Source organism: Devosia riboflavina (assembly GCF_000743575.1).
GTDB lineage: Bacteria > Pseudomonadota > Alphaproteobacteria > Rhizobiales > Devosiaceae > Devosia > Devosia riboflavina.
The window spans coordinates 64,466-83,559 of the sequence record NZ_JQGC01000014.1 but is presented as its reverse complement, the minus strand read 5'-3'; the positions used below and the strand labels follow the sequence as shown (position 1 = coordinate 83,559).

12 protein-coding genes are annotated in these 19,094 nt (G+C 63.4%); 5 read left to right on the top strand and 7 right to left on the bottom strand.

Annotated features, from left to right (window positions below):
* Positions 1-16 precede the first annotated feature (16 nt).
* The 5 genes from rplT (at position 17) to JP75_RS15150 (ending at position 6,563) form a co-directional block, all read left to right on the top strand.
* A complete protein-coding gene (gene rplT / locus JP75_RS15175) occupies positions 17-418 on the top strand; it encodes a 50S ribosomal protein L20 (protein ID WP_035084478.1) in 402 nt (133 codons plus the stop codon).
* 115 nt (positions 419-533) lie between these two features.
* On the top strand, positions 534-1,664 hold the full coding sequence (pheS, locus tag JP75_RS15170; RefSeq protein WP_035084475.1) for a phenylalanine--tRNA ligase subunit alpha: 1,131 nt from the start codon (positions 534-536) through the stop codon (positions 1,662-1,664).
* 6 nt (positions 1,665-1,670) lie between these two features.
* Positions 1,671-2,714, top strand: a complete 1,044-nt coding sequence (locus JP75_RS27310; protein WP_084587706.1) for an ASCH domain-containing protein — start codon at positions 1,671-1,673, stop codon at positions 2,712-2,714.
* Positions 2,715-2,725: 11 nt separating this feature from the next.
* Positions 2,726-5,149, top strand: a complete 2,424-nt coding sequence (pheT, locus tag JP75_RS15155) for a phenylalanine--tRNA ligase subunit beta (protein WP_035084472.1) — start codon at positions 2,726-2,728, stop codon at positions 5,147-5,149.
* Between the two features lie 118 nt (positions 5,150-5,267).
* On the top strand, positions 5,268-6,563 hold the full coding sequence (locus JP75_RS15150; RefSeq protein WP_051960748.1) for a bifunctional folylpolyglutamate synthase/dihydrofolate synthase: 1,296 nt from the start codon (positions 5,268-5,270) through the stop codon (positions 6,561-6,563).
* 6 nt (positions 6,564-6,569) lie between these two features.
* Here JP75_RS15150 and JP75_RS15145 read toward each other — a convergent pair whose 3' ends face one another.
* The 7 genes from JP75_RS15145 to JP75_RS27065 form a co-directional block, all read right to left on the bottom strand.
* Entirely contained in the window at positions 6,570-8,240 is a 1,671-nt protein-coding gene (locus JP75_RS15145; protein WP_035084466.1) for a glycoside hydrolase family 3 protein, read from the bottom strand.
* Positions 8,241-8,357: 117 nt separating this feature from the next.
* Positions 8,358-8,681: a thioredoxin gene (trxA, locus tag JP75_RS15140; RefSeq protein WP_035084463.1), complete on the bottom strand. Its 324-nt coding sequence runs from the start codon at positions 8,679-8,681 to the stop codon at positions 8,358-8,360.
* A 147-nt stretch (positions 8,682-8,828) separates the two neighbouring features.
* A complete protein-coding gene (trxA, locus tag JP75_RS15135) occupies positions 8,829-9,152 on the bottom strand; it encodes a thioredoxin (RefSeq protein WP_035084460.1) in 324 nt (107 codons plus the stop codon).
* Positions 9,153-9,231: 79 nt separating this feature from the next.
* Positions 9,232-12,663, bottom strand: coding sequence for a double-strand break repair helicase AddA (addA, locus tag JP75_RS15130; protein WP_035084457.1), 3,432 nt, complete (start codon positions 12,661-12,663; stop codon positions 9,232-9,234).
* A complete protein-coding gene (gene addB / locus JP75_RS15125) occupies positions 12,660-15,680 on the bottom strand; it encodes a double-strand break repair protein AddB (protein ID WP_035084455.1) in 3,021 nt (1,006 codons plus the stop codon). Before addB ends, addA begins: the two co-directional genes overlap by 4 nt.
* On the bottom strand, positions 15,677-16,372 hold the full coding sequence (locus JP75_RS15120) for a nucleotidyltransferase family protein (RefSeq protein ID WP_035084453.1): 696 nt from the start codon (positions 16,370-16,372) through the stop codon (positions 15,677-15,679). The genes addB and JP75_RS15120 overlap by 4 nt, the downstream gene beginning before the upstream one ends.
* Before the next feature lie 147 nt (positions 16,373-16,519).
* Positions 16,520-19,012: a methyl-accepting chemotaxis protein gene (locus tag JP75_RS27065; protein ID WP_051960747.1), complete on the bottom strand. Its 2,493-nt coding sequence runs from the start codon at positions 19,010-19,012 to the stop codon at positions 16,520-16,522.
* Between the last annotated feature and the right edge of the window lie 82 nt (positions 19,013-19,094).

Genomic DNA, 19,094 nt, shown 5'->3' with positions numbered 1-19,094 from the left:
GGAAGGACACTAAAACATGGCACGCGTAAAAAGAGGCGTAACCGCCCACGCCCGTCACAAGAAGGTCTTGAAGGCCGCCGAGGGCTATTATGGCCGTCGTAAGTCTACGATCCGTATCGCCAAGCAGGCCGTCGAAAAGGCCGGCCAGTACGCGTATCGCGATCGTCGCGTCAAGAAGCGCAACTTCCGCGCTCTCTGGATCCAGCGTATCAACGCTGCCGTCCGCGAACACGGCCTGACCTACAACCGATTTATCGACGGCCTCAGCAAGGCTGAGGTTGCCGTCGACCGCAAGGTGCTGTCCGATCTCGCGATCACCCAGCCCGAAGCGTTCGGCGCCCTGGTCACCAAGGCCAAGGCAGCTCTGGCTTATCTCGCAAGCGTGGACACTGTTACCCACGCCCGCGTTACCGCCTAAGCTAACCCCACCTCGTTGAGGTCAAAAATTGCGCCTTGCGCCACCCCGAAAGGGGCTGGCGCGGGGCGTTTTTGTTTGCTCTAACCGCCCCTGAAAATTCTACTGAGAGCTCCGAATGTCGCTTGAAAATCAAATCGAGACCCTGCGCTCGGAACTGACCGCGGCCATTGCCGGCGCGGACAATGAAGCTGCGCTCGATACTGTTCGCGTTTCGGCCCTGGGTAAAAAAGGTTCGGTCTCGGCCCTGCTCGGCACGCTGGGCTCCATGGCAGCAGACGAAAGAAAGAGCGCGGGGCCGGTGATCAACGGCCTCAAGAACGATATTGCCGGCCTCATCGAAGCGCGCAGCACCGAATTGAAGGGCGCAGCGCTCGAAGCCCGGCTGAAGGCCGAAACGGTCGACGTGACCCTGCCGCTGCCGCCGGCGCCGACCGCCAAGGGCCGCATCCATCCGATTTCGCAGACCATCGACGAAATCACCGCCATTTTCTCGGACATGGGTTTTGCCATTGCCGAAGGGCCCGATATCGAGACCGATTATTTCAACTTTACCGCGCTGAATTTTCCGGAAGGTCACCCGGCGCGCGAAATGCACGACACCTTCTTCATGAAGCCAGGCCCGGATGGGATGAAGAAGGTTTTGCGCACGCATACGTCGCCCGTGCAGGTGCGCGTCATGCAGAAGACCAATGAAAAACCGGCTGCGTCTTATCTGACCCCGTCGCAGGATCCGCCGATCCGCGTCGTCATGCCCGGCCGCACCTATCGCAATGATAGCGACCAGACGCACACGCCGATGTTCCACCAAGTGGAAGGCCTCGTCATCGACAAGGATTCGCATATCGGCCAGCTCCGCTGGGTGCTCGAAGAGTTTTTGAAAGCCTTCTTCGAAGTGCCTTCTGTTACCCTGCGCTTCCGCCCGAGCTTTTTCCCCTTCACCGAGCCGTCGATGGAAGTCGACGTGCAGTGCGATCGCTCTGGGAGCGAAGTGAAGATCGGCGAAGGCAATGACTGGCTCGAAATTCTGGGTTGCGGCATGGTGCATCCCAATGTGCTGCGCAATGCCGGCCTCGATCCCGATGTCTATCAGGGCTTTGCCTGGGGCATGGGCATCGACCGCCTCGCCATGCTGAAATACGGCATGCCTGATCTCCGCGCCTTCTTCGATGCCGACCAGCGCTGGATCGAGCACTACGGGTTCCGCCCGCTCGATCTGCCGACGCTGTTTGGTGGGCTTTCGAGCTAAGCTGAGATGGCCGCGCTCCCGCCCGAATATGCCAATGCCATAACCTTCAGCTTCGGCGACTCGCCGGAGCTGAACGAGGAATTGCTTGGCCTGATGCTCGCCGGCAGGAAAACCGCGACTTGCGGGGCGCTGCGCGACTATGAAGAGGGCAAGGAAGCCATGCCCGTTGTCGGGCGGCGCGATGTCGTCCTCAACGGCGCGGGTGAACCGGCGGCGGTGATCGAGACGCTATCGATCGAGATCGTGGCCTTCGATGCCGTCGACCCCAGCTTCACCGATCTTGAAGGCGAAGGTCCCTATGCGAAGTGGCGCCACGAGCACGAGGCCTATTTCTCGCGCAATGGCGGCTTTGCGCCAGACATGCAGCTTGTATGTGAAAAATTCCGGCTGGTGACTGTGCTGCCGGCCGGCCGCGATCTCTATAATCGCGTGGCAAAAGCGATCTTCATCGTCACCGATATCGAATCCGATGGGCCGACGCCGCTGCACAATTCCATGCTGAGTTTTGCTTCGGTGGCTATCGAAGCTGACGGCACGCGGCATGGCGAGTTTGAAGCGGTGCTAAAGCCCAAGGCCGACCGCACGCAGAACGAAATGACCATGGACTGGTGGAAGACCCAGCCCGAGGCCTGGAAGGCGGCGACCGAGGGCGCCGAGGACCCTGCCATTGTCATGCCGCGCTTTGCCGACTGGGTGGAAAGCCTGCCCGGTCCCAAGGTTTTTGTCGCCGCACCGATGATTTTCGATGGTCTCTGGATGGACCACTATCTCGATGAATATGCCGGCACGCGGGCGCTGAGCGGTCCCTTCAAGGGCCGGCAGATTTTTCGCGGTGGCGGCGTCTGCCTCTACACCATGGCCGGAACGCTGCGCGGCGCGCCCTATCTCGATTGGGGCATGAGCAAGCTGCCGGCCGAATTTTACGGCCATATCCCCCACACCCACCGAGCCATCGACGACGCCCGCGGCTTTGCCAATGTGCTCGTCGAACTCTTTCAACTTTCGTCCGCGCTGCCGCCGATTAGCGGCAGCAAGAGTGACTTCCGCTAAGGTCCAAAAACATGAAATTCACGCTTGATTGGCTCAAGGAACATCTCGAGACCACGGCCTCGACCGAAGAGATCGGCAAGGCGCTGACCATGATCGGCCTTGAGGTGGAAGGCATTGAAAGCCAGGGCAAGGCGCTCGAAAAGTTCGTCATTGCCCATGTGGTGGAAGCAAAATCCCATCCCAATTCCGACCACCTCAATATCTGCAAGGTGGATGCCGGCACCGGCGAACTGATCGACGTTGTTTGCGGCGCGCCGAATGTGAAGACCGGCATGAAGAGCGTCTTCGCTTTTCCCGGCACCTACATTCCGGGCAAGGATTTTGAACTGAAGGGCGGCGTCGTCATCCGCGGTGCGCCGTCGAACGGCATGCTGTGCTCGGCGGCCGAACTGCAGCTTTCCAATGACCATGACGGCATCATCACCCTGCCCGACGATGCGCCGATTGGCCAAAAATATGTCGACTATGCCGGCATCAATGGCGTGGTCTTCGACATCTCCATTACGCCGAACCGCGGCGACGCGACCGGTGTCTATGGCGTAGCGCGAGACCTTGCCGCGTTTGGCTTGGGCACGTTGAAGAAGACCGATTTTTCGCCGGTGCCGTCGAAGGGCAAAAGCCCGATTGCGCCCCTGCCGCAGCAGTTTTCGGGCGATGAGCCCAAGGCGATCCGCAAGTTTGCTGGCCGGTATATCGCCAATGTGAAGAACGGGCCGTCGCCGGACTGGCTGCAGGCGCGCCTGCGGGCCGTCGGCCTCCGTCCGATCAACACCATCGTCGATATCACGAACCTCGTTTCGCTCGGCTGGGGCCGGCCGCTGCATGCCTATGACGCCGACAAGGTCGAGGGCACGATGGTGCTGCGCAATGCGCGCGGCGAAGAGTTCGATGCGCTCGACAACAAGGTCTATACGCTCGACGAGACCATGACTGTTATCGCCGACGACAAGGGCCCGCTCTGCCTCGGCGGCATCATGGGCGGCATTCGCTCGGGTGTGACCGACGAGACGACGAACATTTTCATGGAATGCGCGAGCTGGGACCCGGAGCTTATCGCGCGCACCGGCCGCAAGACCGGCATTGTTTCGGATGCGCGCTATCGTCTGGAGCGTTCGGTTGATCCGGCGCTGACCGAGCCGGGCATGGAACTGGCGACGCGCCTGGTGCTGGAGCTTTGCGGTGGTGAGCCGGCAGAACCCGCCATTTCGGGCGAGGACGTTTTCGCCAATACGACGGTGGAATTCCCGCTTGGCGAAGTCCGTCGTCTGACCGGCCTCGAAGTCTCTGCAGAAAAGATCGAAGCGATTCTCTTGGCGCTTGGCTTTGTGGCCGAGGGTTCGGGAGACAAGCGCACGGTAAAAGTGCCGAGCTGGCGCCCGGACGTCACCCAGAAGGCTGACCTCGTTGAAGAGGTCATGCGTATGGTGGGCGTTGACAATGTGCCGGTGGAGCCGCTGGCGCGTCTCAACCACGTTGCGCCGCGCATTCTGACCACCATCCAGAACCGTCGTCGTATTGCGCGTCGCGTTCTGGCGTCGCGCGGCCTCGATGAGGCTGTAACCTGGTCGTTCATTTCGCATGATGAAGCCACGCGCTTCGGCGGCGGTACGGAAGATCGTCAGCTTGCCAATGCGATTGCCTCTGACATGACCGACATGCGGCCGTCGCTGCTGCCGGGCCTGCTGGCTGGTGCGCGGCGCAATGCCAATCGCGGCTTTGCCGATGTGAGCCTCTTCGAAGTTGGGCAGATTTTCCTTTCCGACAAGCCGGAAGGCCAGCACACCTATGCTTCGGGTGTGCGTACGGGCACGGCCAAGGTCGACGGCGCAGGTCGCCACTGGTCGGGTAAGGCCGAGGTGGTTTCCGTCTGGGATGCCAAGGCTGATCTTGCTGCGGTGCTCGATGCGCTTGGCGTCGATATCGACAAGGTGCAGGTGCTGCCGGAAGCGGCAAATTGGAGCCATCCGGGTCGTGGCGGGCGCTTTGCGCTGGGGCCCAAGGTGACGCTCGGCTGGTTCGGCGAGCTGCATCCGGCGCTGGCGGCGGAGCTCGATATTTCGGGGCCGGTTGCAGCCTTCGAAATCGACCTCGATGCCCTGCCGGAAGCGCGCAAGAAGGCGACGAAAACCAAGCCGGCGATTGATCTCAGCCAGTTCCAGCCAGTGTCTCGCGACTTTGCCTTTGTCATGGACAAGGGCGTGGCGGCGGCGACGATCCTGCGGGCGGCCAAGGGTGCGGACAAGGCGCTCATCACTGATGTCGGCATTTTCGACGTCTTTGAAGGCGTGCACGTCGGCGAAGGCAAGAAGTCCGTAGCCATCGAAGTAACCCTGCAGCCGCGCGACCGTACGCTGACCGATGAAGATATCGAAAAGGTGTCATCGGCGATTGTTACGGCCGTGACCAAGACGACCGGCGGCGAACTGCGGAAGTAGTTCGCTCGCCCATCCCACTGCCTCATATCAGCAAGCGGGAACCTCTGTTCTGAAACGGAGGTCCCCGCTTTTGCGGGGATGACAGGTCGGTGGGTGTTTTCGCATTGGAGACAAACCAGTGTCCCGTACCGACGCCATTCTGAAACGCCTGTCTGGGCTCCATCCGAAGCTGATCGACCTCAGCCTGGATCGCATGCTGCCGCTCTTGGAAAAGCTGGGCAATCCGCAGGACCATCTGCCGCCCACGATCCATGTGGCGGGGACCAATGCCAAGGGTTCGACGATTGCCTATTTGCGCGCGTTCCTCGAAGCGGCGGGCAAGAAGGTGCATGTCTATAATTCGCCGCATCTCGTGCGCTTCAACGAGCGCATTCGGCTGGCGAGCGAACTGGTTTCCACCCGAAAACTGAATGCGGCGCTGGAAGAAGTGGAAGAAATCAATGCGGGCGCGGGGATCACCTTTTTCGAGGTGACGACGGTAACGGCATTCAAGCTTTTCGCCGAGACGCCGGCCGATTTTCTGCTGCTTGAGACCGGCATGGGCGGGACTTACGACACAACCAATGTCGTAAAGCGTCCTTTCGGGACCATCATCACGCCGGTCGATCTCGACCATCAGGGATTCCTGGGCAACACCATTGCCGAGATCGCGGTCAGCAAGGCCGGCATTTTGAAGCGTGGCTCGAAGTCGGTGATGGGCATTCAGCGCGACGAGGGCCACAAGGTGCTTGAGCGCGCGGCGCATCGGCTGGGGATCACGCCGCTCTGGCAAGGTGAGGATTTTCACGGGGTCCAGCAGGATGGGCGACTCGTCTATACCGACGAAGCCAGCATGCTCGACCTGCCACCGCCAGCGCTGCTGGGTCCGCACCAATTCGACAATGCGGCTTTGGCAATTGCTGCCGCGCGGCATTTTGAACTGCCGGTCGATGAAGCAGCGATTGCCGAGGGTCTTCGCAAGGTGACATGGCCGGCGCGTATGCAGCCGATCCGCGAGGGCAAGTTGCGCGACCTGCTGCCGGCGGGCCATGAGCTTTGGCTTGATGGCGGGCACAATACGCATGGTGCCAAGGCGCTGGCGCGGACTATCGCGGAGTTCGATCGCAATCGTTCGGCGCCGCTGGTGCTGATCATGGGCATGATGAATACCCGCGATCCCGGCGAGTTTCTGGAAGCCTTTGCTGATTTCAAGCCGTCTGTGCTGGCACTGACCATCCCCGGTGAGCAGAACGCGCATCCGGCGGCGCATATCGTCAAGCGGGCGCACGATGTCGGGCTTGAGGCGCGGCCGCTGCGGTCGATCGTGACGGCGCTGAAGGCAGCAGCAGACGTGCCCAACGCACGAGTGCTGATCTGTGGGTCGCTGTATCTAGCGGGCGACGTGCTCGCGAAAAACGGCACGCCGCCGAACTGATCGGTCTTAGTACTTCGCCTGCTCACTACCGCAGAACGGGTCGACTGGGCTCGTGCCGGTGAACGGTACGCGGCCGAGCAGCGCTTCGAGAACGGCGTCCTGGATGGCATCGCTCGAGCCGTAGGCGTTGATATAGGTCGATACGCGCGGGGCGTCGTAGAGATAGTAGGGGAAGCCCAGCGAGACCATGAGCGTCGGCACTTCGTGCCAGTGGCGGTGCATGGCGCCGAAGACCGAGCCGGTGAGGCCCTTCCAATCGAGGAAAATGCGGCTGCGGGTGAGGAGGGTTTCTTCCGCCAGCAGATAGAGCACGAGGTCGTAGTCGCTAGCCCGCACCGCGAGGTCCGGCGTGTGGACGGTCACCTCAAAGCCTTCCTGCGTGAGACGATCGGGCAGGGAAAGCGGGATCGGCATCGGCGCGAAGGGCTGCACGGCGCCGGTGGAGTAGATCAGCACGCGCTTGTATTTTGCGGGCGACAGCGGCAGCAGGTTGGCCGTGTCCTTCACCAGCGTCGGCATGCGCGCCGTGACTTCCTTTGCCTTGGCAAGCTTTTCGGGCGTCGCGACGATGCGGCTGGCCGTGTCAAGATTGGGCTCGGGACGATCCCTGTGGAGGCCGAGAGCGGCCTTGAGGGCCAGGACGCGGGTGACGGCCTCATCGACGCGCTCCTGCGTCAGGCGACCATCGGCCACGGCTTTTACCAGGCGCATCAGGTCGGCATTGGAATCGTCCGAGAACAAAATCACGTCGCAGCCGGCGATAACGAGTTCGGGCAGGGTTTCGTCGCGCGGGCCCCAATCGCCGAGGCCAGCCATGGGGGTGGCGTCGGAAACGATAAGGCCTTGGAAGCCCAAGCGGTCGCGCAGCAGGGTTTCGTTGAGGACGCGGCTCAGCGAAGCCGGACGGAAGGCTTCCGATGTAGCTTCCGGATCAAGCTCGCGGATGAAGGCCGGGAAGGCGATGTGGGCGGACATGACACTCAGGACGCCGGCATCGATGGCGGCGCGATAGAGCCGGCCGAACTGTTCTTCCCACTCGGCAATGGTGAGCGGATTGATTGTGGTGACGAGGTGCTGGTCGCGATCGTCATACCCTTCGCCGGGCCAGTGCTTTACCGTGGCGGCGACGCCGTTGGCCTGGAAGGCGGCGATCTGGGCCAGGGCGTGGCGCTCGATCTTGTCGATGTCGCTGCCATAGGAGCGGGTGCCGACAATGGCGCTGCGCCAGGCTGCATTGATGTCGATGACCGGAGTAAAACTCCAGTTCAGGCCAACCGCCCGTGCTTCCTCGGCCATGATGGTGGAAATGGCCGTGGTCGCCTCAACGTCGTCGACGGCAGCCAACCCGAGCGGATTCGGCACCGAGGTACCAAAGGGCAGGCTCATGCGGCTGCCTTCGAGATCGGCACTGACCAGCATGGGCGCTGGGCCGACGGTATCGAGCTGACGGGCGAAGCTGATTTCGCTGGCGAGATCATCGGAATAGATGCGGGTAATGCCGCTGGGACGAAAGGCTTTTACCGCTTCGAGAGCCTCGTCCGCGGGGCCGCGGGCGAGGAGAACAAAAAGCTGGGCCAGCTTGTCGCGCGGGGCGAGGCCGTCGCGGGTCGCATGCACCCAGGCAATGGCCTCGTCGTCGAGGTTGAAGGGCGCTGCGGACAAGTCGATAGGGGCCAAGGCATTCTCTCCAGACGGGCAGTCTTGCGGTGCGATAGTGCTAGCAGAGCCGGCAAGGCTCCACCACTGCCCAACCTCACGGCTTTGTGAGGCGAATCTAAGGAGGCCGCAGAAGGCTCAGGCGGCGTGCGATTCCAGCCACTTGATGAGCTGCACGCGGCTTTGTCCGGCCCCGACCTTTACGTCCACCGGCACGCCGTCCTTGAAGATGATCAGCGTTGGCATGGCGCGGACATTGTAGGCGACGGTAATGCCGGGATTGGAGTCGACGTCGAGTTTGACGATCTTGAAATCTGCAGCCAGCTCTTCGGCGAGCGCATCGATTGTGGGCGCCATGGCCTTGCAGGGCGGGCACCACTCGGCCCAGAAATCGACCAGTACCGGACGGTCGGCCTCGAGAACTTCGGCGGCGAAATTGCTGTCGCTGACATGAAGGGCCATTGGGTCACCTTTCATCGGCATTGAGCGATGAAGTTAGTCGTAATTGCCCTCCGGGGGAAGCAATGGCGTTTCATCCTTTTGAGCCGCCAAACAAAAAAGCACCGCCGGACGGGTCCGGCGGTGCTTTGAATTCGTCAGCGGGTGCTTTTAGGCGGCGTGGCCTTCGAGCCACTTGGTGAGGCCCGCCTTGGGGGTGCCGGCACCGATCTTCATGTCGGCGGCTTCGCCGTTCTTGAAGAGGATCATGGTCGGGATCGAGCGGACGCCATACTTCACGGTGGTCGACGGGTTCTCGTCGACATTGAGCTTGACGATCTTCACCTTGCCCGAGAGTTCCTGGGAAAGCTCATCGAGGACGGGGGCGATCGCCCGGCAGGGCCCGCACCACTCGGCCCAGAAATCCACCAGAACGGGTTCTTGGGAGTTGAGGACTTCCTCGCCAAACGTGGCGTCGGAAACGTGCTTCGTCATTTATTGTGCCTTTTGGGTTGAAAGCGGTGGGTTGTTTGCTCCCAAAGCTGGGGAGAGTCCAGCCTTTGGACAAGGTCGTTCACTTGAGGGTGAAATTCCCACGCGCTTGTTCGAGAAGCTCGGACGGCAAATTCATCAATGATTCCAACTCGGTCCACAGAATTGCCGCGCGAACGGTCCGGCCGGGGAAAAGCTGGCTTGCAACCAGCGCATATAGCGACAGTTGCGTAACGTACCTCGGAGGCACGTCGACAGCCGTTTTCGGCGCCGTTGCGTCGGACTTGTAGTCGATCACCAACACGCTGTGGTCGTCAACTACGAGCCTGTCTATACGCCCCGAGAGGCGGATGGGTTCCCCGTCGCGGATGACATCGACGAGAAACGGCACTTCGGCGCGGCTGCCTGTCCCGAAGAGATAGGCGAATTCCAGGCTATCGAGAATGGACAGGGCCTTTGGGGCGAGACGCGCCTGTTCTTTCGGCATGTCGGGCAACAGCACTTCGAGGGCGCGGGGAATCACCTTTGGCCAGAGGCCGCGATCGATCCGGCCCAGATGCTGCAGCAGGGCGTGGAGGGCGATGCCGGATTTTCGTGCCGTCTCTGCGTCGCGCACGCGCTCGGCGGCGGTAGCAAGGGCTGGCTCATCGCCGTAGGCCTCATGCGCTCGGGAGGGAGACGTGGTGGCCGGAGGGACAAAGGCGGGTAAGGGTGCGGGGTCGACCCAGCGCGCGGGCTTTGCACTGGTGGTCGCGCCGCCTGCAATTGCTGCCGGCAGCGGACGAACGATGGGATAGACGAGGGCAGAAGTGCCGTCGGCCAGTTCCAAAACTTCGGCATTGTCGGACAGGGCCGATTCTATGGCCTGGTACCAGGTGCCGTCGAGCTTGCCGTTCAGGGTCAAAGCGCCTGTGACATAGAGTTCGTCCTCGGCGCGGGTCATGGCGACATAGAGTTTTCGCCAATATTCCTGCGCCAGATTGGCGTCGGTCTTTTCCTTGATCTCCAGCGTTGCCGGGACGTGCTGGGCCTTGTTGGAGGCATGGATGAGGAGCGGGCCGGGATTTTCGGAGACGATGTAGATCGGGCTGCCGACCTGCTTGGCTGCAGGCTTGCTCGCTGCATCGGCCATGATGACGATGGGCGCTTCGAGACCCTTGGCCCCATGCACCGTCATGACGCGGACGCCGCCGCCCCCTTCGGCCAGCTCGCGCTTGATCGAGACATTGCGCTGGCGCATGTCGGCGGCAAAACCCTGCAGCGAGGGTTGTGCGTTCTGCTCGTGATTGAGCGCCAGTTCCAGAAACTCGGAAATGACTTCGTCGACTTCCGTGCCGAGGCGGGCGTGGAAGCGTTTTAGGCCCTGATCGGCATAGAGAACTTTTGTCAGGAACTCGAAGGGCCGTTCAAAATCGAGATTGGCGCGCCAGGCGGTGAGGCGCTCGGCGGCGGCACGGGACGCGGGCAGGGCCGAGGCGAGGAGCGCGGACCAGAGGGTTTGCCGGTCTGCGCGGGTGCTGGCGAGGTTGAAAAGATCGTCCTCGGAAAAATCGAAGAGCGGCGAGCGGAGAAGCGCAGCCAGTTGCAGGTCATCGGCTGGATTGAGCAGCACGTCGATCAGCGCCAGGAGATCGAGCACGGCGATATGGCCGGTGACGGCCAACCGGTCGGCGCCGGGGGTCGGCACGTGGAAGAGGCGCAGGGCGCGGATCACTTCCTGGAACAGGGCGCTGCGCGACTGGACGAGGATGAGAACGTCATCGGCGGTAACGGCGCGGCCGCGTTGGGTCAGCGGACGCCGGTTGTCGATCCAACCCTTGATCTCGCGGGCAATGCGCATGGCGACCTGCCGCGCGGCGCTCTGCTCGGCCTCGACAGGTTCAAGCGGCCATTGGCCATCGCCGACTTCGGATTTTTGCGCCTGAACGGGCGGCCAGAGCGTGACCGTGCCGCCGGGCTGGCTGCGGGCGGCGGTATGCACGACCGGATCGGTGGCTAGAAGCGCGAGCTGGATGTCGGAACGGCGGCAAACCTTGTCGACGGCGTCGAGAATGCCGGAGAGAGTTCGAAAGCTGGTGTGGAGCGGCAGGCGGGCAAAGGCCATTTCGGCCGCCTCTGCGCGGCGGGCGAAGTCGTAGCCGGTGGTGCCAAAGAGGGCCGGCTGCGCGCCCTGGAAGGAATAGATCGATTGCTTCTGGTCGCCCACAGCAAAGACCGAGCGTGGACGACGCGCGGCACCTTCGCCAACGAAGAATTCGGCAGCCAGCGCTCGCACCACGCGCCATTGCTGGTCATTGGTGTCCTGGCTTTCATCCACGAGGATGTGCTCGATGCCGGCATCGAGCTTGTATTGCACCCAGGGGCCGATCTCGAGATTGTCGAGGAGATCGCCGAGGCGGTCGACGAGATCGTCGAAATCAAGCAGGGCCCGGCGGCGCTTTTGATCCTCGTAGCGCTTCGCGATGGCGACCAGAATGTCGAGCACGGCATTGCTGCGCTCGACGAGCCGGGCGGCGCGGATTTTTTCATCCAGAGCGATGAGGCGATCCTGCTCGCGGGTCAGGAGCTCGAACAGGTGCGGATGGGCGTGCCGCTCGGTTTTGGTGAGGAGGCTGGTGCGGGGCTTTCCTTCGGTGGTGAAGAAGGCGGCATGCAGCGTGTCTTTATCTGGGCGCTCGGGATCGAGCCGGGCGAGAGTGTCGACGCATTTGCGATGGCCATGAGGATTGCCGCCCAGCGACGAAAGCAGATGGCGGAGAACGTTGGGGGCGAGGAGCGTATCGCGCACAGCGCTTTCATTCAGCTCGGCGGCAGTCTCGCTGCCTGCGCCCGCAAGGCGTTTTAGCCGCGCCTTGGCGCCTTCGGGATCCGCCAGAAGCGGCTTCAACCGGGCGCCTTTTGAGAGGGCAGCGCCGATGGCTTCGCCGATGTGATGGTCGCTGAGCAGATGAAAAAGGGTCTCGACCGCTTGACCATTAGCACCCCCGCGAAGCCCCTCCGCCAGCACGCTTTCGCGGGCGGCGAGGATGAGCTGGATCTGCTGGTCTTCCTCGATCACCGAAAAATCGAAGGGCACGCCAGCTTCGATAGGGAAGCGATGCAGCACGGCTTCGCAAAAGGCGTGGATGGTGAGGATGCGCAACCCGCCGGGGGTTTCGAGGGCGCGGGCGAAAAGCGTGCGCGCGGCGTGTAGACTTTTTGCGTCCGGCGGCGAACCGAGGAGGTCCGAAAGCTTCTCGAGCAGCTTTGCTTCTTCGATGACGGCCCACTCGGCAAGTTGCTGCGAGACGCGTTTGCGCATCTCCGCCGCGGCCGCCTTGGTATAGGTGAGGCAGAGGATGGATTCCGGCTTTACCCCAGCCAGCAGCAGCCGCAACACGCGGCGGGTGAGCACGAAGGTTTTGCCGGAGCCGGCATTGGCCTCCACCCAGATCGAATGGCTGGGATCTGTGGCGCGGCTTTGCGCGCTTCTGGTGTCAAAGGGGACGGAGAGTTCTCCGCGTTCGGCGCTCATGCCTCGTCCTCCCCGCCATCGACTTGGGTCCATTCAGCGACGCGCGCCAGATGGTCATAGGGGCCGGCAAAACGCTGGCCGGCGAGCGGCAGCAGGCGCGCCGGCATAGGCGTCTCGCGGAAGAGGAAGTGGTCGATATGGCTTTGCAACCGGCGGTTGATCTCGTCGGCGGCTTCCATCAGCGGCATGCCATCGGCTGCCTTGAAGTCTGAAGGCACAAAAGCCTCGGGACCGAGGCCGATTTTGACATAGGTGAGGGCGCTTGTCGGGGCGGCGGCGATGCCAGTCATGGCGCCGGCCTGGGTCATAACGGCCTCCATCAGCAATTGGGGCGCCTCAAAAGCCTTCATCATGGCCGGGGTGGGCGGCGAGCCGGTTTTGAAATCCAGAATTTCGACGGTGCCGTCGGTCATCTCGTCGACGCGGTCGGCCTGGCCGGTGATTTCAAATGCTCCGGCGAGGTGAAGCGGCATCCTGCCCTTGAGTTCGGCATGGCGTTGGCGCACGCGGGGGTGGCGCTCGCGCTCGAAAGCCAAAAACTGCTCGGCGGCGGTGCCAAAGCGCTTGAGCCAGATATCGCGACGTTCGCCTATCGCTTCGAGGCCCGAAAAGGCGTCGGCGGCGATGGCCATGAGTTTTTCGAAGGCGTCGGGCGCGGTGGGGTCGTGACCCTCCTCGACGAAACGCGCAAAGGCGTCGTGGATGATGGTGCCGCGCTCGCGGGCGTCGGGCACGTCGCCGAGCGGATCGAGCTGGCGCAGTTTTAGCACGTGCTTGGCATAGAGATCATAGGGCGAGCGCATCAGCGTCTCGACCTCGGTGACCGACAGTTTTCGCGGACGAATACTGGCGGGCGGATTGGGCAGGGGACGGGTGGCGGGAGTGGTCGTCTCGACAGCATCGATGGCGCGAGCTGCCTCGATCCAGCCGCGGCCGCGCTGGCGCATGGCTTTGGCCGCGTCTTCGCCGGCAAAAGCATCGAGGCGCTGCACGAGGCGCGAGGGCAAAGAAGGGCTGGTGCCGATGCGATCGGCATAGGCGACGATCACCTTGGCATTGCCCATGGCCTGGGCAAAATCGTGGGCGGCAAGGCCCTGCAAACGTTCGGGCGGCTCGAGGCCGGTGGCGAGGCGCATGCCGCGGCTGAGCCAGGGACCGGGATCGGCTGGCTCGGGCCAGATATCTTCGTTGAGGGCGCCGAGGATCATCAGGTCGGGCGACATCAAACGAGCTTCGATCTGGCCCCAGATGGCGATGTCCTTGCGGCTGTCGAGCCGGTTGCGAACCTGAAAACCCTGCATGAGGGCGGAAAGCACGGCATCGAGTCCGGCTGGGGCAAAGGCGTGGCCCTCGCCGGTGAGCTTGGCCATTTCATCGGCCCAAGCCTGCAATTCGTCGCGACCGCGCACTGGGGCGCCGGCAGAGACGAGGTCGACAGCGCTGACGATGGCGTCAGCGAGATCGGCGGCACGGATCAGCGGGGAGGCGATGAGGCGGGTGAGCGGGGTGAGGGCGGTGGAAATATCGTCGAGGAGCGCGAGGATATTCGGGGCATGGTTCTCGTTGAGACGGCGCGCTGCGCCCTTCGGCGGCTCGATGACGTGCTGGGCCAGTGCCGCGCGTACGCCATCAAGGCCGGGGGCTGGCCTTTGGCCGCGCAGCAGGGCTAGTTCGATATCGTCGGCGAGATTGGAAATTTCGCCGCGGCTGCGGCCGAACAGGCTGGCGCGATTGCGGAGGAGCGAGATCAGGTCGACGGCGGCGCATTTGTTGACGGCAAGCGTCAGAATCTGGCGGGCGAGGCGGCCAATGGTCGACTGGAACAGCGGCGCGCCGGCGGCGTCGTCGACGACCACGCCAAAGCGGCCGAGTTCGGCAGCGATTCGGCGGGCGAGATTCCGGTCGGGCGTAATGATACCGACAGTCTGTTTGTTGGTGAGGGCCTCGCGTGCGGCGATGGCGATGGCGCGGGCTTCCTCGTCTTCATGGCGGGCGGCGATGATGGAAACGCCGGCAAGGGCGGCGTCGCGGGTTTCTGCCTCGGGGCGCTGCTCGGCCCAGAGCGCGGTTTCCGAGGTCAGGGCCAGGGCGCGGTGGAGCAATGGGGTGCGGGGATGCTCGCTGGGAGCGAGTTCGATCACCTCGGGCGGGCTGGCGCCTAGCGTGCGAAGCAGTTTTGCGAGGTGATATTGCGGATGGCCATGCGAGCTTTGCTCGGGATCGAGCAGGGCCGCGTGGGTGTCGGACGACATGGTCGTGTCGAGGCCGGGCAGCACCAAAGCGCCACGCGGCAGACGTTCGAGAGCCTTCAGAAGCCGAGCGGTAGCCGGGATCGAGCCGGTGGAGCCGGCGGCGATGACGGGGCGGTCGCCATAGATCAGCGGCGCGCCTTCGGCCTGCCGGTCGAGCCTCGCGCCGCGGAGCTGCGAAGGGTCGGCGCGCTTCCGGTCTTCCAGCATCAGCGGCCAAGACGAAAGGGCGATATCGAGGAAGGTCAGGGTTTGCTGCCAATAGGCGCCAAGTTCCGGGCCGAGTTGATCGCCGAGGGCGCGCAACTCGCCGGGGCCGCGTTCCGCAATAGCGAGGTCGTCAAAGACATGGGCGAGCGAGTCAGCCATGGAGAAGATTTCGGCCGCGGTCGGCGGGGTCGAAAAGGCTTGGCCGCCGGCAGGGCTATGGGCCCAGGCGGCGACGAGTCGCGACAGGATCAGGCGGCGCTCCAGCGTCGTAGCGGCGGGGAGGCTCGGCGGCGCGTCGAACGGTGGCAGAAAAGGTTCTTCGTCGCCCTCGTCGCCGCCAAAGGTGCGGATATCGGGCAGAAGGCCGGTGAAGTCAGGATGCCTGGAAAATGCTTCCGCCAGGGCCTCGCGGGCGCGCTGTGTGGGCAGGATGATGGTGACGTCACTGAGCCAAAAAGGGTTTTCGCGCGACCAGTCACCGAGCAGGCGGCCGTCCATGATCGCGTCTGCCAGCGTCGGCAGGAAGGGCGAATGCGGGGCGATCGAGAAAATGGTCATGAAGCGCCCAGGAGGCGTTCGGCTTCGGCGAGGCCATTGGGGTCGCCGACATGGAACCAGGGCGCGTCGAGGACGACGCCTTTTAGGGTTTCGCGCTCAAGCGCTGCTTCTAGGAGGGGATAGAGCGAGAACGCGCCATCGGGGCTATCAGCGAAGATCTCGCGACTGAGCAGCAGCACGCCGCCATAGATGACAGGCGAGCCATAGTCGCGAGTGACGAGGCCATCGGGAGCGAGGCAGAAATCGTGGCTGCGTGAAAAGCCAGTGGCGCGGCGCGGCTGGATGCAGAGCATGACGATGTCGTCGGGGCCGGTATGGCGGGCGATCATGCGTTTGAGCGGCTGGTCGCTGCCTTCGGGCCAGAAGGCGTCGGTGTTCATGACGAAGAAGGGGTCGGAATGGAGCATGGGCAGCGCCCGCTTCACGCCGCCGCCGGTCCCCAGAAGTTCGTCCTCCCGGCTGACCTTCAGGAGGCCGCCGAAATGAGCCAGAACCTGATCGGCCCGATAATGTGCATTGGCGACGAAGCGCTTTGCCCCTTCCGCACGGGCATTGCCGATGACGCGCTCGATGAGGGGTATGCCGGCCACGGGGATCAGCGGCTTTGGGGTTGTGTCCGTCAGCGGGCGCATACGAGTGCCGAGGCCGGCGGCCAGCAGCATCACATCGGGGAATCGCTCGGTTGTATCCATGCCGGGATAGAACCGGGCAGGGGGGGAATTGTCTAGGGGCGCGAACCACTGACCGTCATCCTCGGGCCTGACCCGAGGACACTTCACCTGGCATTGCCGCGGCCAGTGTAGAGCCCTCGGGTCAAGCCCGAGGGTGACGATCTGGTGTCAAAACTCCGACCAGTCTTCCAGTTTCACCGCCGCATTGCCGCTGCTGCGGCGCAGATAGGTGCTGGCGACCGATTTGAGCTTGTCCTGCATCCCCTTGATGCCACGGGCCGGTTCGGTTTCGCGCACGGGGGCCGCCGAAACGGTGAACTGTTCGACGATCTCATCGAGGCGAACGGCCTGGCCTTCGGTCTGCTCGATGGCAGCGTTGGTTTCTTCGACCAGCGCCGCATTGTGCTGGGTCATCTCGTCCATCTGGCGGACGGCTACGGTGACCTCTTCGATGGCGGAGGCCTGGGTGCGGCTACCGCGAGCGATGGCTTCCAAGTCAGCCGTGTTTTCGCGGATGGCGTCGAGCATGCCGGCGAGTTTGCCGGCGGCTGCGCCCACAAGCTGGGTGCCGCCCTTCACTTCGCTGGCCGACTGTTCGATCAGCAGTTTCACATCGGCGGAGGCGCTGGCGGCAGACTGGGCGAGGCGGCGCACTTCGACGGCGACCACGGCAAAACCCTTGCCCGCTTCACCGGCGCGCGCGGCTTCCACCGAGGCGTTGAGGGCGAGCAGATTGGTCTGGAAGGCGATGTCATCGATGAGCCCGATAATGTTGGAGATCTTGGCCGAGGAGGCGGTGATCCGGTCCATGGCCTTGGTGGCCTCGTTCATCACCTCGCCACCTTCTTCGGCGGCCTGGGAGACGTTGCGGGCCTTCTTGCTGGCCGCTTCCGCCTTGCCGGCATTGTCGAGTACGGTGGAGGCAAGCTGCTCCATCGTGGCCGAGGTTTCTTCGATGGTCGCGGCCTGGCGGGTCGTGCGTTCGGAGAGATCGTTCGCACCCGAAAGAATTTCGCCGGTGGCGCGCTTCAGCGTGCCGGAGGTGGCGCGGAGCTGGCCGACGATGTCGCCGAGGCGCTCGGCCACGGCATTGGTATCGTCCTTGAGGCGGGCAAAGGCGCCCTGATAGTCGCCATTGACGCGGTGGGTAAGGTCGGTGTCGGCCAGCGCCGAAAGCACCGAGCCGGTTTCCGACAGGCCGCGGTCGACGGTTTCGACGAGGCGATTGACGGAGCGCGCCAGCGTATTGAGCTCTGTATCGGGGAATTTGGCTTCGACGCGGCGGGTGAAATCGCCTGACACGGCTGCTTCCACCACATCGCCGAAGGCGCGCTGCAGCGTCACCATCATCTCGGCGCGTTCGGCCTGGTTGCGCAGGGCCTGGGCGGCTTCGGCCTCGGTGAGCTGGCTGATCTTGCGGCCGTTTTCGCGGAACACTTCCACGGCGCGGGCCATGGCGCCCAGTTCGTCGCGGCGGGTAGTGCCGGGCACGTCAGCATCGAAATCGCCGGATGCGACGGTTTCCATGGTGCCGGTGAGGCGGGTGATCGGCTTGGTGATGGAGCGCGAGAAGAGGAGGCTCAAGACGGCGACAACGGCGAGGAGGCCTGCGCCGATGGCCAGCATCATGTTGCGCATCTGGGCGACGGGGGCCAGGACCTCGTCCTGGGCCATGACCGCAACGGCGGCCCAGGGCTCGCCCTTGGTGGTGATCGGTGCACCGGCGACCAGCATGGGCGTGGCGCGATAGTCGGTGGTTTCCCCGATCGTCTGGTTGCCGGCAATGGCAGCGTTCAGGACCGGGCCGGCAAAGCCGGTGACCAGCGCATCATTGTCGGGGGTAAAGATGGAATCAGAGCGCAGGAGGCCATTGGAGCCGACGACGATGACTTCGCCGCTTTCGCCGAGGCCGGTGCGGTCGCCGACGACGCCATCGAGCACGATAGAGGGGAGCTGATAGGCGACGACGCCGATCTTGCGGCCCTGGGCATTGAAGACGGGCTTCGCGAAGAAGCTGGCGGGAAGACCGGCGGCCGGCGCATAGGCCTCGTAATCGGCAAAGGCCATGTCATTGTCGTTTTCGATAGCGACGGCCTGGGCAAAGACGCGGCCGAGGCCCGTGGACGCCAGCGGGCTGCCTTCGGCAAGACTAGTGCCGAATTCCTCGCCTTTGGTCAGCGAGTAGACGACAAAACCCTTCAGATCCATCAGGTAAAAGTCGCGATAGCTCCGGGCGGTCGCCTTGTTGCGGAAGACCGGATGGAAGCGCGTATGGGTGACGTCGTAGGCGCCGGTAGTGCCCAATGTGTCGAGCGCCGAGAGGTTATCCTTGTTGGGATTGTCGTCGACGTAAAGTTTGCGGACTTCAGCGGTCGGATCGACCTTGAACTGCAGCCAGGCGCCGGCAAAGTCGCGCAGGGCTTGCTGCGTATCGGCCGAGCGCGAGGTGGCGACGAGGTCTTCCTCGACGCCGTGAATATAGGAGGAGACCTGGCGGGCGCGTTCCGAGGCAAGGGTGGAAAGGGTGTTTTCCGCCGAGGCCCGCAGCGCCTGGGAGCCAATGAGATAGCTCGCCAAGCCGACGCCGACACTGACCAGAAGAGCGGAGCCAAGCAGGGCCAGGGGCAGTTTCCGGGCAATCGGCAGGGAGAAGCGGCGCATCTGTGTCCTCGCAAAGGCGCACGCCCGGCCGATTCCCGTCGGCTGGGCGAACTAATTTGCGCGAGGTTAGGCGAACGCCGTT

Coding starts and splice junctions, on each gene's coding strand:
- addA (WP_035084457.1), bottom strand. CDS start 12,663: ATGAGCGCCGAACGCGGAGAACTCTCCGTCCCCTTTGACACCAGAAGC.
- JP75_RS27310 (WP_084587706.1), top strand. CDS start 1,671: ATGGCCGCGCTCCCGCCCGAATATGCCAATGCCATAACCTTCAGCTTC.
- trxA (WP_035084463.1), bottom strand. CDS start 8,681: ATGGCCCTTCATGTCAGCGACAGCAATTTCGCCGCCGAAGTTCTCGAG.
- pheS (WP_035084475.1), top strand. CDS start 534: ATGTCGCTTGAAAATCAAATCGAGACCCTGCGCTCGGAACTGACCGCG.
- trxA (WP_035084460.1), bottom strand. CDS start 9,152: ATGACGAAGCACGTTTCCGACGCCACGTTTGGCGAGGAAGTCCTCAAC.
- rplT (WP_035084478.1), top strand. CDS start 17: ATGGCACGCGTAAAAAGAGGCGTAACCGCCCACGCCCGTCACAAGAAG.
- pheT (WP_035084472.1), top strand. CDS start 2,726: ATGAAATTCACGCTTGATTGGCTCAAGGAACATCTCGAGACCACGGCC.
- JP75_RS15120 (WP_035084453.1), bottom strand. CDS start 16,372: ATGGATACAACCGAGCGATTCCCCGATGTGATGCTGCTGGCCGCCGGC.
- addB (WP_035084455.1), bottom strand. CDS start 15,680: ATGACCATTTTCTCGATCGCCCCGCATTCGCCCTTCCTGCCGACGCTG.
- JP75_RS27065 (WP_051960747.1), bottom strand. CDS start 19,012: ATGCGCCGCTTCTCCCTGCCGATTGCCCGGAAACTGCCCCTGGCCCTG.